Annotated in this window: 14 protein-coding genes; 6 read left to right on the plus strand and 8 right to left on the minus strand. The window is 33.2% G+C overall.

Going from position 1 to position 16,764, the window contains the following annotated elements; translation table 11 throughout:
• Nucleotides 1-33: 33 nt before the first annotated feature.
• The 7 genes from ACIQ2L_RS09060 to ACIQ2L_RS09090 all read right to left on the minus strand — a co-directional run bounded on the left by ACIQ2L_RS09060 (nt 34) and on the right by ACIQ2L_RS09090 (nt 10,696).
• Complete coding sequence (locus ACIQ2L_RS09060) at nt 34-2,745, minus strand: DNA gyrase/topoisomerase IV subunit A (RefSeq protein WP_396157966.1); 2,712 nt, start codon at nt 2,743-2,745, stop codon at nt 34-36.
• A 196-nt stretch (nt 2,746-2,941) separates the two neighbouring features.
• Complete coding sequence (locus ACIQ2L_RS09065) at nt 2,942-4,795, minus strand: DNA topoisomerase IV subunit B (protein WP_396157968.1); 1,854 nt, start codon at nt 4,793-4,795, stop codon at nt 2,942-2,944.
• 148 nt (nt 4,796-4,943) lie between these two features.
• Nucleotides 4,944-6,461: an ATP-binding protein gene (locus tag ACIQ2L_RS09070; RefSeq protein ID WP_396157970.1), complete on the minus strand. Its 1,518-nt coding sequence runs from the start codon at nt 6,459-6,461 to the stop codon at nt 4,944-4,946.
• A 7-nt stretch (nt 6,462-6,468) separates the two neighbouring features.
• Nucleotides 6,469-7,611: an FIST signal transduction protein gene (locus ACIQ2L_RS09075; RefSeq protein WP_396157972.1), complete on the minus strand. Its 1,143-nt coding sequence runs from the start codon at nt 7,609-7,611 to the stop codon at nt 6,469-6,471.
• Between the two features lie 109 nt (nt 7,612-7,720).
• Nucleotides 7,721-8,815 carry a redox-regulated ATPase YchF gene (gene ychF / locus ACIQ2L_RS09080; protein ID WP_396157974.1) on the minus strand — a complete coding sequence of 365 codons (1,095 nt, stop codon included), beginning with the start codon at nt 8,813-8,815 and terminating at the stop codon, nt 7,721-7,723.
• Between the two features lie 128 nt (nt 8,816-8,943).
• Entirely contained in the window at nt 8,944-10,131 is a 1,188-nt protein-coding gene (locus ACIQ2L_RS09085; protein ID WP_396157976.1) for a hypothetical protein, read from the minus strand.
• Nucleotides 10,132-10,345: 214 nt separating this feature from the next.
• Nucleotides 10,346-10,696, minus strand: coding sequence for a 4Fe-4S dicluster domain-containing protein (locus ACIQ2L_RS09090; protein WP_396157978.1), 351 nt, complete (start codon nt 10,694-10,696; stop codon nt 10,346-10,348).
• A gap of 136 nt (nt 10,697-10,832) precedes the next feature.
• On the opposite strand from ACIQ2L_RS09090, the gene ACIQ2L_RS09095 reads away from it, so the two are divergent.
• The 5 genes from ACIQ2L_RS09095 to ACIQ2L_RS09115 all read left to right on the plus strand — a co-directional run bounded on the left by ACIQ2L_RS09095 (nt 10,833) and on the right by ACIQ2L_RS09115 (nt 15,230).
• On the plus strand, nt 10,833-11,891 hold the full coding sequence (locus ACIQ2L_RS09095; protein ID WP_396157980.1) for an acyl-CoA reductase: 1,059 nt from the start codon (nt 10,833-10,835) through the stop codon (nt 11,889-11,891).
• Nucleotides 11,892-12,054: 163 nt separating this feature from the next.
• The gene (serC, locus tag ACIQ2L_RS09100) at nt 12,055-13,149 is read left to right on the plus strand and encodes a 3-phosphoserine/phosphohydroxythreonine transaminase (RefSeq protein WP_396157982.1); all 1,095 of its coding nucleotides are present in this window, start codon (nt 12,055-12,057) and stop codon (nt 13,147-13,149) included.
• A 233-nt stretch (nt 13,150-13,382) separates the two neighbouring features.
• The gene (locus ACIQ2L_RS09105) at nt 13,383-14,345 is read left to right on the plus strand and encodes a D-2-hydroxyacid dehydrogenase (protein ID WP_396157984.1); all 963 of its coding nucleotides are present in this window, start codon (nt 13,383-13,385) and stop codon (nt 14,343-14,345) included.
• Between the two features lie 108 nt (nt 14,346-14,453).
• On the plus strand, nt 14,454-14,888 hold the full coding sequence (locus ACIQ2L_RS09110) for a DUF6146 family protein (RefSeq protein ID WP_396157986.1): 435 nt from the start codon (nt 14,454-14,456) through the stop codon (nt 14,886-14,888).
• 27 nt (nt 14,889-14,915) lie between these two features.
• Nucleotides 14,916-15,230, plus strand: coding sequence for a DUF6787 family protein (locus ACIQ2L_RS09115; RefSeq protein ID WP_396157989.1), 315 nt, complete (start codon nt 14,916-14,918; stop codon nt 15,228-15,230).
• Between the two features lie 46 nt (nt 15,231-15,276).
• Here ACIQ2L_RS09115 and folE read toward each other — a convergent pair whose 3' ends face one another.
• Nucleotides 15,277-15,948 (minus strand): GTP cyclohydrolase I FolE, encoded by a 672-nt coding sequence (folE, locus tag ACIQ2L_RS09120; protein ID WP_396157991.1) that lies wholly within the window; start codon nt 15,946-15,948, stop codon nt 15,277-15,279.
• A 153-nt stretch (nt 15,949-16,101) separates the two neighbouring features.
• Here folE and ACIQ2L_RS09125 point away from each other — a divergent pair, with 153 nt between their 5' ends.
• Nucleotides 16,102-16,761 (plus strand): ABC transporter ATP-binding protein, encoded by a 660-nt coding sequence (locus tag ACIQ2L_RS09125; RefSeq protein ID WP_396157994.1) that lies wholly within the window; start codon nt 16,102-16,104, stop codon nt 16,759-16,761.
• The last annotated feature ends 3 nt before the right edge of the window (nt 16,762-16,764 follow it).

Below are 16,764 nucleotides of genomic sequence, written 5' to 3' on the forward strand. Positions count from 1 at the left end.
TAGTAAACTTTACAACTACACTTATTTTGTTTTTTATTCCAACGACAACGTTATCTGTCCATCATCACCAGTTTCAGTTTGTATATCATCTGAAACATCAATTTCTTCATTGACTTCTATTTCTTCTGCTGATGCCGGTTCAGGCTCTTCATACGGCAAGGATTCTAAAAGATTTACCTGTTTTAACTTATCGGATGTCAGTTGGTTTCCTAATGCTTTAATACCTTTTACCGTTATAAATTCTTCTAAATTAATTGTCTGATTATCTTTTTGAATTCCTTTTACTTTAGCAAAAACAATCTCAGCCATAGGTCGCCAGTCGGTCGAAACGATTTCCAATTGTGACTTTTCATGTTCGGTGATAAAGATTTCTTCTTTGTTTTCGTTTTCAACTAAGAAACGCTTAATGAAATAGCGCTCTTTTTCTCCGTCGTAATAAATAGCTGAAATTGGTTTGTTCGGATTCCACTTTTCCATTACGACGACATCTTCATCAAAATGTGTGGTCAGTTCCGGTATAATGGTTTTCAGTTTCCCAGATTGATTGATGAGCAACAATCGGTCATTGGGTCTAAATTCACCAAGCAACTCACCTCTTCCATCTACATTTAAACGCTGAACTGTATCATCAAACCAAACTTTTCTTGGTCGTAAAGTGGAAATTCCTTTTTCTTTTAATTCGATTTTCTTGATTGGATATTTGGTAACTGTATTTCCACGTGAAGCTCTTCCTTTGATGGCTATATCGGTAAAATTCAAGTCCCATTTCAATTTCTTGATGCTTCCGGCTTGTCGTAATAAAATTGTAATAACTTCCGCTTCACCATTCGGATTTGCCGAAAAATATAAGACTTGTGAGCCCGCTTTTTCTTGAGTTAAATCATAAAACTTATCACGCGTAACTCCAGAAACATTGAAACGCTTGATAAAAGTTGAACCGTTTTTACCATCACGATATATCATATTGTAAATGGTACGCTTGTCATTTTTATCAAAAACGGCTATGTGAATAATGTCTTTGCCAACAAATTTTTTATCATCGACTTTGGATATCATTATTTTTCCGTCTCTAAGGAAAACAATCACATCATCAATATCAGAACAATCGGCAACGTATTCGTCTTTCTTTAAACCTGTTCCAAAGAAGCCTTCTTCCCTATTTACGTAGAGTTTGGTATTTCGTAAAGCTACTTTTGTTGCTTCTATATTGTCAAAATTTCGCAACTCGGTTTGACGCTCGCGGCCTTTGCCATATTTATCTTTTAGCTTTTGGAAAAAGTCAATAGCAAAGTCTATTATAGTATTCAGATGATGTTTTACTTCTTCCATTTCGGCTTCTAACTTCGAAATTGAGTCGTCTGCTTTATCCGAATCGAAGCGCGTGATACGTATCATTGGAATTTGTGTCAGTTTTTGCAAATCATCATCATTGATTTCGCGTACAAATGATTTAGAAAAAGGATTAAATCGATCGTACATATATACATAAAGCGATTCTCTATCGGAATACAATTTAAAATCGATGTACATTTCTTCACGAATGAAAATCTTTTCAAGTGTAGCAAAATGCCATTTGTTTTCGAGTTCGTCCAACTGAATTTCAAGCTCACGTTTCAGTAAATCAACTGTTCTGTGAGTGGAAATTTTCAACATATCCGAAACACCAATAAACAACGGTTTATGGTTTTCAATGACGCAACCTAATGGCGCTACAGAAGTTTCACAAGCGGTAAAGGCATACAACGCATCAATAGTTTTATCAGGTGAAACGCCCGGCGGAAGATGGATTAAAATCTCAACCTCAGCGGCAGTATTGTCTTCAATTTTTTTGATTTTTATTTTTCCTTTTTCATTCGCTTTTAAGATACTATCAATCAGCGTTGAAGTATTGGTTGAAAACGGAATTTGGGTAATTACTAAAGTCTGTTTGTCTAATTGTGCTATTTTTGCACGCACACGCACACGACCGCCACGCACACCATCGTTGTAATTAGAAACATCGGCAATACCTGCCGTTGGGAAATCGGGTAACAAAGTAAATGGTTTTCCTTTTAAGACTTTAATCGAACAATCGATTAATTCATTGAAATTGTGTGGTAATATTTTGGTTGACAAACCTACTGCAATACCTTCCGCACCTTGAGCTAACAACAACGGAAACTTAACCGGAAGGTTTATGGGTTCCGCTCGACGACCATCATAAGACATTCCCCATTCGGTGATTTTTGGAGAATACAACACATCGTGACCAAATTTAGAAATACGCGCTTCAATATAACGGGAAGCCGCAGCACTATCGCCAGTGAGGATATTTCCCCAGTTTCCTTGCATGTCGATAATCAAATCCTTCTGCCCTATTTGCACCATTGCATCACCAATACTCGCATCACCATGCGGGTGATACTGCATGGTGTGACCAACAATGTTTGCCACCTTGTTGTAACGTCCATCATCCAACTCTTTCATGGAATGCATGATACGACGTTGCACTGGTTTGAAACCATCTTCAATGGCTGGAACGGCACGCTCCAAAATTACATAGGAAGCATAATCCAAAAACCAATCCTTGTACATTCCGGTAACTTTGGTAATGGTGTCTTCGGGGTTTTCGTCATTTTCATAGAAATGATTACCAGAAGATTTGATGTCTTCAAAACCTTCTTCTATGGAATCATCATTTGTAGAATCGTTTAACTCGTCGTTAGTTTCGCCTTCGTTGATGTTATCTTCTTCGTCGTCTTTCATTTATGCTGAATTTATTTCAGTATCATTTTATTTTGTAGCACAATGTTACACTAAGTTTTACACTATGTTTCTCAATGTTTTTTTATTTATTTTTTTGTAGCACAATGTTACACTAAGTTTTACACTATGTTTCTCAATGATTTTTTTATTTCTTTGTGTGACTTTGTGCTTAACATCGTGTTACTTTGTGCTACAATCACTTCTCCACCACATCCAATTCCACTTTCAAGTTATTGATAATAAACGTTTGTCTATCAGGTGTGTTTTTGCCCATATAAAATTCTAACAATGTTTCAATTGATGTAGCTTTATCTAACATCACAGGATCCAAACGTATGCTTTCGCCAATGAAATTCTTAAACTCATCGGGTGAAATCTCTCCCAATCCTTTGAATCGCGTAATTTCTGGTTTTGGTTTTAATTTTTCAATAGCATTTACTCTTTCTTCTTCGCTGTAACAATAAATCGTTTCTTTTTTATTTCGCACTCGGAATAATGGTGTTTGTAAAATGTATAAGTGGCCGTCTTTAATTAATTCAGGGAAAAATTGCAAGAAAAACGTAATCAATAATAATCGAATGTGCATGCCATCGACATCGGCATCAGTGGCAATTACAATATTGTTATAACGCAAATCGCCCATGTCTTCCTCAATATCCAAAGCGGCTTGTAGCAAATTGAATTCTTCGTTTTCATACACAATTTTCTTCGACATTCCATACGAATTCAGGGGTTTTCCACGCAAACTGAATACTGCTTGTGTGTTGACATCGCGACTTTTGGTGATCGAACCCGAAGCCGAATCTCCCTCGGTGATAAAAAGCGTACTTTCTAAACTTCGCGGGTTTTTGGCATCAGTTAAATGCACTCGGCAATCACGGAGTTTTTTATTATGTAAACTTGATTTCTTGGCTCGGTCTTTGGCTAGTTTACGGATTCCGGAAAGTTCTTTACGCTCGCGTTCGGCTTGTAGAATTTTGCGTAATAACAAATCGGCAACTTCTGGGTTTTTATGTAAATAGTTATCGAGTTTGGTTTTGATAAAATCATTGACAAAAGTTCTAACCGATGGACCATTCGGACCAATTTCTGTTGAACCCAATTTGGTTTTGGTTTGCGATTCGAAAACCGGTTCTTCAACTTTTACCGCTACAGCTGATACAATAGATTTACGAATATCAGAAGCTTCAAAAGGTTTGTTGTAAAACTCTTTGATGGTTTTGACAATCGCTTCACGGAAAGCGCCTAAATGTGTTCCGCCTTGCGTGGTGTTTTGTCCGTTTACAAAGGAATGGTATTCTTCTGAATATTGCGATTTACTGTGAGTTAAAGCAATTTCGATATCATCGCCTTCAAGGTGAATTACCGGATATTGCATGTCATCTTCTGAAATCGTTTCTTCCAATAAATCTTTTAGGCCATACTCAGAAATGTATTTTTCTCCGTTGTAATAAATGGTTAAACCTCGATTTAAATAACAGTAATTTTTGAGCATCTTGATGATGTACTCATTACGGTATTTGTAATTTTTGAAAATAGTTTCATCGGCAACGAACGAAACTTTGGTTCCTCTTCGTTTGGTCGATTCGACAACCTCTTCATCGATTGTTAAATTTCCGGCACAAAATTCAGCTGCTTTTTGTTGGTTATCGCGAACGGATTCCACACGAAAATAGTTCGACAATGCATTTACGGCTTTGGTACCAACACCATTTAAACCAACGGATTTCTTAAATGCTTTAGAGTCATATTTTCCGCCGGTATTCATTTTGGAAACGACATCCACCACTTTACCCAGTGGAATTCCACGACCATAATCGCGAACGGTAACCATTTTGTCTTTAATAGTGACTTCAATTACTTTTCCTGCACCCATAACAAACTCATCGATACAGTTGTCGATGGTTTCTTTCAGAAGAATATAAATCCCATCATCGGGAGAAGAACCGTCACCGAGTTTCCCGATGTACATTCCGGGACGCATTCGGATGTGTTCTTTCCAGTCGAGTGAACGAATATTGTCTTCGGTATATTGGTTTTGTTCTTGCATTATAAAACAATCGATTTTAACGCCGTTTAGTTATGCTTATACTTTTTTGCATAAAGCTCTAGTGTGCTAATATAATGGTAATCGAATGATTTTTATAATGATATTTTGAGAAGTTATTAAGAATGTTTTTGACAAAAATGAGACAGAGTCAAAGTCGATAATATTTTTTTAATTTCATATTAAGTTCATTTGGGTTGAATGGTTTTATGATGTATTCATTAATACCTATTTGAAGTGCTCGATCTAAATAACCAAAAGAAGCCGATGCCGTAAGTGCAACAATAGGAATTAATTTATCCTTTTCTCTGATTATCGTTGTGGCTTCGTAACCATCCATTACGGGCATTGATAAATCCATTAAAATGACATCGTATTTATGAGCATTAAATTTTTCAACACCCACAAGTCCATTTTCTGCTAAATCTACTTCAACATCCCACTGAGTCATAATTTTGTGGGCAATTTTGATGTTGATTAAATTATCTTCTACTAATAAAACTTTTAATCCTTTTAGATTTTCTACTTTATAATTTTCATGTAAATCATTTGTATTAACTGGTGTAAATTTTAGATCGATAGGAAGTTGTAATGTGAAATTAAAATTTGTACCTACTCCAATTTCACTTTCAACCAAAATATCAGTACCTAATAGATTTAGTAATTTTTTGGTAATAGAAAGTCCTAATCCAGTTCCTCCAAATTGTCTAGAAGTTCTTGTTTCGGCTTGAGAAAATTTTTCAAAAATGGTATTGAATTTTTCCTTTTCAATCCCTATTCCCGTGTCAATTATTTCAACTTTGAAGGTCGATAAATTGTCAAAAACTCCTAATTGATTTAGTTTAATTTTTATGGTTCCGTTTTTTGTAAATTTGATAGCATTTGAAACTAAGTTTGTAATGATCTGGTTCATTCGCAACGGATCGCTTATTAAATTTGGCACAAAATTATCTGGAACAATTACTTCTATTTTATTGAGGTTTTCAGAAGCTCTTGCTTGCATTGATTTTGCAATTTGATTGGTTAATACAATCAAATTAAAAGGAATTCTCTCGATATCTATTTTACCAGCTTCAATTTTATTGAAGTCCAAAATATCATTGATTAATAAAAATAAGTTTTGTGCTGAATTTTTTAAAACTTCAATATTTTCTTGGAAACTTTGCAATGAGTTTTCTTTTTCCATGATATAAACTAAACCTATAATTGCATTGAGTGGTGTTCTAATTTCATGGCTCATTATAGATAAAAACTCCGATTTAGCTTCATTAGCATTTTCAGCAATTATCTTAGATTCGTTTAACTGTTTTTGAAACTCTTTTTTAATTTCTATTTCTCGATTAAGAATTTTAATTAAGTCGAATAAATTATCATCTCCTTTTAACTTTTTGCCATCTACATTAAGTTGATTAATAGCTTCAACCAACTTTTTTTGAAAAATATCTCTTTTATCTATTTCTTCTTTTAACTTTAAATTGATTTCAGAATATTCTTTGTCATTTAAACGAGTGGATTGCTCAAACAACTCGGCATCTTTTTCATAATTTAAATACGTTTGATTAATGACATCAATAAAAGCAGATAATTCAGGACTTTTATTAATGGTCTCTTCAGATAAAAATTTATCTATTTGACGACCAAGATGACGATGTATATTTGGTTTATCCATTTAACTATTAATCCTCATAGATTGTGGTTATTGTCATGGTTTGATTGTGAAGTTCACAAGCTACATTCTTCAAAGTTGGAGAAATTTCTCCATAGGAATAAAAACCACATAAAAGAGTGTTTTCTCCAAATTCATCACGAATTACTTCAAGTTCCTCTTCTATTCTTTCGCCTAAAACAATTCTTCTGCCTACACAACTAATCAAAAGTGCTAATTGATTTCTGTTAGTAGATCTCTTCTTAATTTTATAAGCCGCATTTGATGCAGCATCAATCAATTTATCGATATTTCCCTTCATCAATCTTACCATTGAACCTTGTGGAATATTACCTGCAAAAGTCATTGATTTATTTTCTTCATTTATCGATAAAATTGTCCTAACTACTGTTGCTGACTCGGCATTTTCTTTCATCGAAAGCGGAAAATATAATGAGGAACTAGGCAATTCTTCGGCGTATTTACCCAAGTATTCTTTGTATAAATCTAATGCAAAACGGTCACCTATTTTGTATAAAACATTTTTATCAGACAAAGTAACTTCTCTCTCAGGACCAAAATCACCCCAACCACCTTCTGAAGCGTAATCAAAATGAATATTATTCCCGTAAAATCCTACTGCTACTATCTTCCCTGGGGTTGCATCAGCATTTAATCCAACAATTGTTTTTTCAAAATTATATTCATCACCGGCTAAACCACCAAAAATTGGAATTGATTTATTGGTTTGCGCTATTAATTCATTAATCAATTCAGTTCCATTAACTAAACTTCCTTCGGATAAAATTAGTATAGATTTTAAATCTTCAGATAATAAATCATTCTTAATTTTTTCGCCTAAATCGTTAAGGTCACTGTTTAATATAATATCGATTTGTGTAGTTTTTACTTTTGTTTTTTCAAATGAAATGGCTGTTACAACAATATCATTTTCAATATTACATTCATTAGAAATTTGTCCAGAAGAAGAACACAATACAATATCAGCGATAGGATATCTTTCTTTTAATTTTTGGTAAGGTAAAGTTTCGTCGAGAAGAGTTCTTTGAGCGAAAGCTAAAACTAAATTAACATCATTCGCCTCTAAACCATTAGGGTTTGCAATAATTTTTTGATTATTTAATTTATCAATAATTAATTGTTTAAATTTCATAGCGTAAATTATTTAGAGTTGGGACATAAAGTAAAGAAAAGAAAACGTAACAAACAAAAAAACCTGCATGTTTATTTACTTGTTTTAGAAATTAGGTTCGTTATTATTTTTACACATTGAAACGGAAATGCATCACATCACCATCTTTTACTATATATTCTTTTCCTTCCACTCTAAGTTTTCCTGCTTCTTTTGCTTTACTTTCAGAACCTAAATTGGAGTAATCCTCAAAAGCAATTACTTCGGCACGAATAAATCCTTTTTCAAAATCAGTGTGAATCACGCCCGCAGCTTTGGGTGCAGTATCGCCAATATTGATAGTCCAAGCGCGAACTTCTTTAACTCCTGCTGTAAAATAGGTTTGTTGCTTTAATAATTTATAAGCTGCACGAATTAAAACTGCAGAGCCAGGTTCTTTCAACCCTAAATCCTCGAGAAACATTTGACGTTCTTCATAGGTTTCTAATTCGGTTATATCTGCTTCGGTACCAACTGCCAAAACAATAACTTCAGCGTTTTCGTCTTTTACCAATTCTCGAACTTGTTCAACGTATTTGTTTCCGGTTGCAGCCGAATCTTCATCTACATTACAAACGTATAAAACCGGTTTGTTCGTTATTAGTTGAAAATCTTCTAATAACACTTCTTCATCATTATTTTGAGCAATAACTGTTCTTGCTGATTTTGCTTGCAATAAATTTTCACGGATTCGATCTAAAAGTGCTTTTTCCGTTTGCGCTTCTTTGTTTCCAGTTTTAGCTGCGCGGTTTACTTTTTCTAAACGTTTTTCAACGGTTTCTAAATCTTTTAGCTGTAATTCGATATCAATGGTTTCTTTATCACGAATCGGATTTACGTTCCCATCTACGTGAATAATATTATCGTTATCAAAACAACGCAATACATGAATAATCGCATTACATTCTCTGATGTTTGCTAAGAACTGATTTCCTAAACCTTCCCCTTTACTTGCCCCTTTAACTAAACCAGCGATATCAACGATATCAACTGTAGCCATTTGAACACGTTCTGGTTTCACCAATTCTTCCAAACGGTTAATTCTCGGGTCTGGAACATTTACTACACCTATATTTGGCTCGATAGTACAAAATGGAAAATTGGCGCTTTGCGCTTTGGCATTTGACAAACAATTAAATAAGGTTGATTTTCCAACATTGGGCAATCCTACAATTCCTGCTTTCATATCTTTTTGATATTGATTTTTTATTTGTGATATGTAACGCTACAGCGTTTCATCTGAAGATTTTGTTTTAAAAGTGTGCAAATATAGCGTAATATAATCAAGTTACAAAAGCTACTAAATTAAGTACGTTACGGTCTAAACTCGAGGCTTGAAATAATGGCTTCTTCCTCTTCCGTTGGAGTTAATCCAGAAAAATCCCAGTAATTGGTGAGAATGGAGTTTTTAATATTATAAAGTGTTTTTTCTTTAAAGACTTCGCTGTCTTTATAAGTGAAATTATGTGTGCTAAAATTGTTTATAATAAAATAATTTTTTATTTCGATATCTGATTTTACATTTTTTTTATCGATACGTTCAAATCCAATTTCTTCTTTAGAACATACTAAATAATAATTGGAATTGTCCTGTCTATAAATTGTTTTAAATAACGATTTGTATATATTCTTAGATCCTACAGAAGTTTTATCTTTTATTTTTGCAATAGTCATAGCAGAAACAAAGGAACTCGCTTCTATTATTAGTTTCTTTTTTCTGTCATAGAGTATTGTATAATCATCTAACATTTCTTCTACATTATCAACTGGCGTTATTGTCATCAAATAATAATCATCATTTTTTGTATACGACTTGATTAAAAAATCATACTTTTTCTTTGCTTTTGGTTCTAATATTGGATTCAAGTATTTGAAATTATAATAATTCTGCATAATATTATTAAGATTATACCCCAAAACATCATTTCTAATTTCTTCATTTAACAAACCGTATGACCTATTTTGTTCTATTAATATATCTGTTTTAAATTTTTTTTTTGTTCCAAATAACTGAAAATTCAAAAGACCATCATTGTAATACGAATTGGTTCCATTGAGTTTAAAAAACTCTCTCGAATAAACCTTTAATCTTGCAGGAATTGTCAATTTATTTATGGAATTATCAACGATGTCTTTTAGTATTTTTTGAGGATGTTGTTTGGTTATAATAATCTCATCAAGTCCGGTGACACTAGTTTTTAAATAAATTACATTTTTTTTCTGCTTTAGAAAGTTTGATTTGAATTTAACCAAATTATAAGAAGAATGTGTTATTTGAATATTGGATATTCCATTCAAAATAAAACTCACTATTCCGTCTTCATTACTTAACAAAGATTGTTTCGTTTTTGATATAAAAACGGTGGCGTCTTGAATAGGCAGTTCCGTATCAACATCGATTAAAACAATTGTTTTTTCTTCTAACTCAATTGTTTTTTCTTTGTTTTGAGAAAACACAACTGTATTAAAGAAGAATAAAATAAAAACAATAATTTTTTTCATATTTAATTCGGAAGTAAACAAATTTAACAAAAAAGATTATAAAATGTAACTAATTTAAAGTTTGGACAACAATGAATAAAAAATCCTGAACTCTAAACTCAGGATTTGAAATTTTTTTAGTGTTTCGCTAAAGCTAAATTAATTGAAGTCACGTGGCTTTTAGTACGATGCACTTCATACAGTTCGAAATATGGTCTCGATTCTCCTCTTAAAACTAAATATTATGCAAAAATGATTGCCTATTAAGTAGCGTTTCCTCGCTTTCTACATGATTATCATCGGGCACGCAACAGTCTACCGGACAAACAGCTGCACATTGCGGTTCATCGTGAAACCCTTTGCACTCGGTACATTTTCCTGGTACTATATAATAAATGTCGTCTGAAATTGGAGTTTGGGCTGCATCTGAATCAACTTCGGTACCATCAGGCAAAATTACTTTTCCTCTAAGTTTGGTTCCATCCTTGTACCTCCAGTCATCCGCACCTTCATATATTGCTGTATTCGGACACTCAGGTTCACAAGCTCCGCAGTTGATACATTCGTCTGTTATAATGATTGCCATATTTTTTATTTTAGATAAAAGAAAATAGAATTTAGACCATAAAAATGAAAATTAATACTTTTCCCTTTATTCTATTTTCTATTATCTTATTTTTGTGCAAAATTACAATCAAAACCTTTCATAAACAAGTAAACAAATGTTACAAATCGAGAAAAAAAAATGTTTTGTTGCATTAGGAAAGTTTTTAAGCCAATTTTCATTAGATAAAAACACCAAAGATGAAACAGTACTTCATAATGATTTGTTTTTTGACAAATTTAAAGATTTAATTCAACTTTCTCAATCTCATAATGGATGGTTCACACCAGAGCAAGTTCACTTTGCCATTCAGTCATGGTCGGAAGCGTTAGGAGAAGATAATTTAGACAAATGGTTATCATCCTACGACTTATCTGAAGTTAAACCTAAAACAGTTGGGTTAATTTTGGCTGGGAATATTCCACTAGTTGGCTTTCACGATTTTCTTTCTGTTTTGATTTCAGGTCACAACGTTTTGGTAAAAACTTCCTCTAATGACCAACATCTCATTAAATTTTTAGCCAAATATTTAATAGCTTTTAATCCCGAAATTGAAAATCGCATCACGTTTACCGACGGTAAATTAGAAAATTTTGATGCCGTTATTGCTACTGGAAGTAACAACACAGCGCGTTATTTTGAATATTATTTTAAAGACAAACCAAATATTATTCGCAAAAACAGAAATTCGGTTGCGGTTTTAAACGGTAAAGAAACCCAAGAAGATTTGGTCAATCTTGGTGAAGACATTTTCCGTTATTTTGGTTTAGGTTGCCGCAATGTTTCTAAGTTATTTGTGCCAAAGGATTATAATTTCGATGCGTTCTTTAAAGCCATTTATGAATACAAAGATGTTATATTTTACGAGAAATACTCTAACAATTACGACTATAACAAAGCCGTTTTCCTAATGAGTAATTTCAAATTATTGGATAATGAATTTCTAACTTTAAAGGAAGATATAAGTTACGCCTCTCCTATTTCCTCTGTGTTTTATGAACGATATGAAAATATTGAAGACATCAAAAAACAATTGGAAAAGGATGCAGACCAAATTCAGTGTGTTGTTTCAAATGGTGTTATTGAAAACAGTATTCCATTCGGAAAAACACAACAACCCGAACTTTGGGATTACGCTGACAATGTGGATACTTTATTGTTTTTGAATAAACTTTAAGTAATCAATTTTTATAAACTAAATCGTTTTCGTTGATAAGATGTACCCATTAACGATTATTTTAAATCGTTTATCTATTCCCTATTTCCGAAATTTGCACTTTAATTTTTTAAAATAACAGCATTTCAGATAATAAAAGATTCTGAAATAAATTCAGAATAAAATGAAAAAACACAACTACAGCGCTGGTCCCTGCATTTTACCTCAAGAAGTTTTTGAAAAATCAGCACAAGCTGTTTTAGATTTTAATAATTCAGGATTATCCATTCTTGAAATTTCGCATAGAAGTAAGGATTTTGTTGCCGTCATGGATGAAGCGAGAGCTTTGGCGTTAGAACTTTTAGGTTTGGAAGGCAAAGGGTATCAGGCGTTGTTTCTTCAAGGTGGAGCAAGTTTGGAGTTTTTGATGGTGCCATACAACTTGATGAAAGTTGATGGAAAAGCGGCGTATTTAGACACTGGAACTTGGGCAAATAACGCTATCAAAGAAGCAAAACTATTTGGAGAAACTGTAGTTGTTGCTTCATCAAAAGAACAAAACTACAATCATATTCCAACCGATTATACAATTCCTGCAGATGCGAATTATTTTCACTGCACCAGTAACAATACGATTTTTGGAACGCAAATGAAATCATTCCCAATTACAGATGTTCCTGTAGTTTGTGATATGAGTTCGGATATTTTTTCGAGAACATTAGATTTCTCAAAATTTGATTTGATTTATGCCGGTGCTCAGAAAAATATGGGTGCGGCGGGAACAACTTTGGTGGTAGTTAAAGATGAAATTCTAGGCAAATCGGGCAGAACTATTCCAAGTATTTTGGATTATGAAAAACACATTAAAGCGGAAAGTATGTACAATACACCAGCTGTTTTTGCGGTTTATACTTGTCTTTTAACCTTGCAATGGTTGAAAAAACAAGGCGGAATTGCTGCTATAGAAAAGATAAACGAAGCTAAGGCCAACTTACTTTACAACGAAATAGACAGAAATCCATTATTCATTGGAACAGCTGATAAAAAAGACAGAAGTACTATGAATGCTACCTTTTTATTGGTTGACGAAGAAAATCAAGAGACTTTTGACAAAATGTGGAAAGAAGCCGGAATTTCTGGTTTACCAGGACATCGTTCTGTTGGTGGTTACAGAGCTTCTATGTATAATGCGTTGCCATTAGAAAGTGTACAGGTTTTGGTGGATGTGATGAAAGAGTTGGAAGAAGTAGTTAGTGTTCAGTCGCAGTTAGCAGAATAACTAGCCCCGATAGTAGTGGAAATCCTTTTTTGTTGAGATTCCTCTCTCGTCAAAAAAGACGAGACGGAATGACAAAAGTGCTAAACAAAAAAGATTGCAACGAATAGCGGGATTTGCTCATAAAATTAATAATAAAAAAGTATAGAAAGATGCTTTAAAAAATTACACTTAACATATTTAAAAATAAAATAATAAGCATCGAAAGATGCTGAACTAAATTCAGCATAAATAAAATGAAAGTATTAGCCAACGACGGAATGTCAGATAGCGGAATCAAAGCCTTAGAAAAAGGTGGTTTTGAAGTAATAACCACCAAGGTCGCACAAGAACAAGTAGCCAATTATATAAACGAAAATAACGTAGCTGTTATCCTTGTGAGAAGTGCTACCAAGGTTCGAAAAGACATAATTGATAATTGTCCGAGTCTAAAAATCATCGGTCGCGGTGGTGTTGGTATGGATAATATTGATGTGGATTATGCACGTGCAAAAGGAATACACGTAATTAATACACCCGCTTCTTCTTCTGAAAGTGTGGCCGAATTGGTATTTGCGCATTTGTTTACAGGCGTTCGTTTCTTGCAAGATTCGAATAGAAATATGCCTTTAGAAGGTGATACTAACTTTGATGGATTGAAAAAAGCGTATGCCAACGGAATAGAATTGCGTGGAAAAACATTAGGAATTATTGGTTTTGGACGCATTGGTCAAGCGGTGGCAAAAATGGCGCTTGGACTTGGAATGAAAGTAATTGCGGCCGATAAATTTGTGGATAAAGCCGAAGTAAAAGTTGATTTTTACAACGGACAGTTTATCCATGTGGAATTTGAAACCGAACCAATGGAAGATGTATTCAAACACGCTGATTTTATTACACTCCATGTTCCAGCACAGGAAGGATATGTGATTGGTGCTGACGAATTTGCGCAGATGAAAGATAACGTGGGTATAGTGAATTGCGCCCGTGGTGGTGTAATTGATGAAGTAGCTTTGATTGCTGCTTTAGATTCAGACAAAGTATTGTTTGCTGGATTGGACGTTTTTGAAAACGAACCAACACCAGAAATACAGATTTTGATGCATCCAAAAATCTCGTTAACACCACATATTGGGGCTGCAACATTGGAAGCACAAGATCGAATTGGGACAGAATTAGCGGAACAAATTATTAGCTTGTTGAAAACGGAAAAAGTATAATATTGCTCTCTAGATATTTTAAAAACCACGTTATGGCGTGGTTTTTTTTATGTTAAAATTAAAACTACGGTAGTTTGTTTTTAGTAATTTTATACCAACATAAAGATTATGAAAAAGATAGTACTATCATTTATTTTAATTATTTCATTTGCTTCCTGTCATTTTGATAAAAACATCGTTTCTAAAGCAAAAAAATCGGGTACCTCAAAATCCTCTGATGTTGTGAGAATTGCAAATGATTCTTTAGGATATGAAGTCATTATCATTGATCCAGGTTTTAATTCGTGGCTAGCTGGAAATGCAAAGCCTAGAGGTTTTTATTCAGAAAGTTATCTAGAAGGTCGCAATCAAATGTATGTAACCGAGTGGAATAATAGAGCATCGCAACCTCAGCTTTATAATCCTAATTTATATGAACTAAGAATTGATTACAACCACAATATTCATTATGGCTACGAAGTAAACTATTTGATTTACAATTATATGATCTTTTTTCAGATTACCAATAAACAACAATTGGGCGGATTTGTACCAAGACCATAATCTATTATATTTGTAAAAATTTAGTGTATGGCAAGTTTTAAAGAGCGTTGGAATATAAAATCGAATTGGCAAGCTTTTGTCATACTTTTGGTTTTTGCTATGACAGGTTCAAGTGCCGCATATCTTTCAAAACCTATTTTGACACTATTTGGAATCAGCAAAGAAAATCCTTGGCAGTATTATCCTTTATATATCATTCTTATTTTTCCAGTATACCAAGTTCTATTAGTTAGTTTTGGTTTCATTTTTGGTCAATTCACTTTTTTTTGGGCCTTCGAAAAGAAAATGCTCAGAAGTTGTGGTTTGGGTTTTGTACTACCTAAAAAAGAAAATCCCGAATAAATTCGGGACTTTCAAACATAAAAATTCTCTAACCAATAAAAAACTTTTATTTTTCCTGTTGTATTAAATTAAAGAAATCGTTTCGATTTTCTTTTTCGTTAAATATTCCACCATACTGAATCGTTGATGTATAACTGCTCTCATCTTTAATTCCTCTACTCGAAACACATAAATGTTTGGCTTCCATAACAACAATAACATCATCTGTCTCTAAAACAGATTTTAAATCGTTAAATATTTGCATGATTAAGCGTTCTTGTACTTGAGGTCTTCTCGAATAATAATCTACAATTCTATTTAATTTTGATAAACCAATTACTTTTCCGCTTGATACATATCCAATATGTGCTTTACCAATAATTGGCAAAAAGTGATGTTCACAAGTCGAATTGAAACTAATATTTGCTTCAACCAACATTTTATCATAATTATAGGAGTTTTCAAAAACAGAAATTTTAGGCTTATTTGCTGGATTTAAACCAGAGAAAATTTCTTGTATAAACATTTTTGCCACTCGGTGCGGTGTTCCTTTTAAGCTATCATCGGTCATGTCTAAACCCATTTCTTCCATGATAGCATGAAAATGTTTTTCGATAGTTGACATTTTTTGCAAATCTGTTTTGATAAATGCGTCTGGTCGCAAGGGTGTTTCTGCAGAAGTCATTTGATGATTGTCGCCTATCAGTTCAAATAATTCTTTTTCAATGGATGTGTTCATAAGAAGTATTTATTATTTTGTTTAACAAAAGTAATAAATATTTAAACAAAAAAAATGTTCTTAACATAACTTTATTTATTATTCAATCATAATTAAAAAGTATAAGACACAATAAAAGAAAATACTTTGTTACTTTGTGAAAAATTAATTTCTATGATTGTCGCTAAAAACATCCATAAATACTATGATCACTTACATGTATTAAAAGGTGTAGATTTAACTATTATGCAAGGGGAAATTGTATCTATTGTTGGTGCTTCTGGTGCCGGAAAAACGACTTTACTTCAAATTCTGGGAACACTAGATAATCCAAAAATTGTAAATGATACATCGCTTGAAATAAATGGTGAAAACATATTGATAATGAAAGACAAAGCACTATCAAAGTTTAGAAATGCATATTTAGGTTTCATCTTTCAATTTCATCAGCTTTTACCCGAATTTACCGCTTTAGAAAATGTTTGTATTCCGGCTTTTATCGCTGGAAAAGAAAAAGCAGAAACGGAATTAGAAGCCAAAAAATTACTTGATTATTTAGGTCTATCCGAAAGAATAAACCACAAACCTAATGAGCTATCGGGAGGTGAACAACAGCGTGTTGCGGTAGCCCGTGCTTTGATTAACAAACCTGCCGTTATTTTTGCCGATGAACCTTCAGGAAATTTAGATACGGCTTCTGCAGAAAACCTACATCAATTGTTTTTTAAATTACGAGATGAATTTGGACAGACCTTTGTAATTGTTACTCACAACGAAGACTTTGCCAATATGGCCGACAGAAAATTAGTAATGAAAGATGGACTAATTGTGTGATAC

Origin of the sequence: Flavobacterium sp., assembly GCF_044369455.1 — a bacterium.
GTDB lineage: Bacteria > Bacteroidota > Bacteroidia > Flavobacteriales > Flavobacteriaceae > Flavobacterium.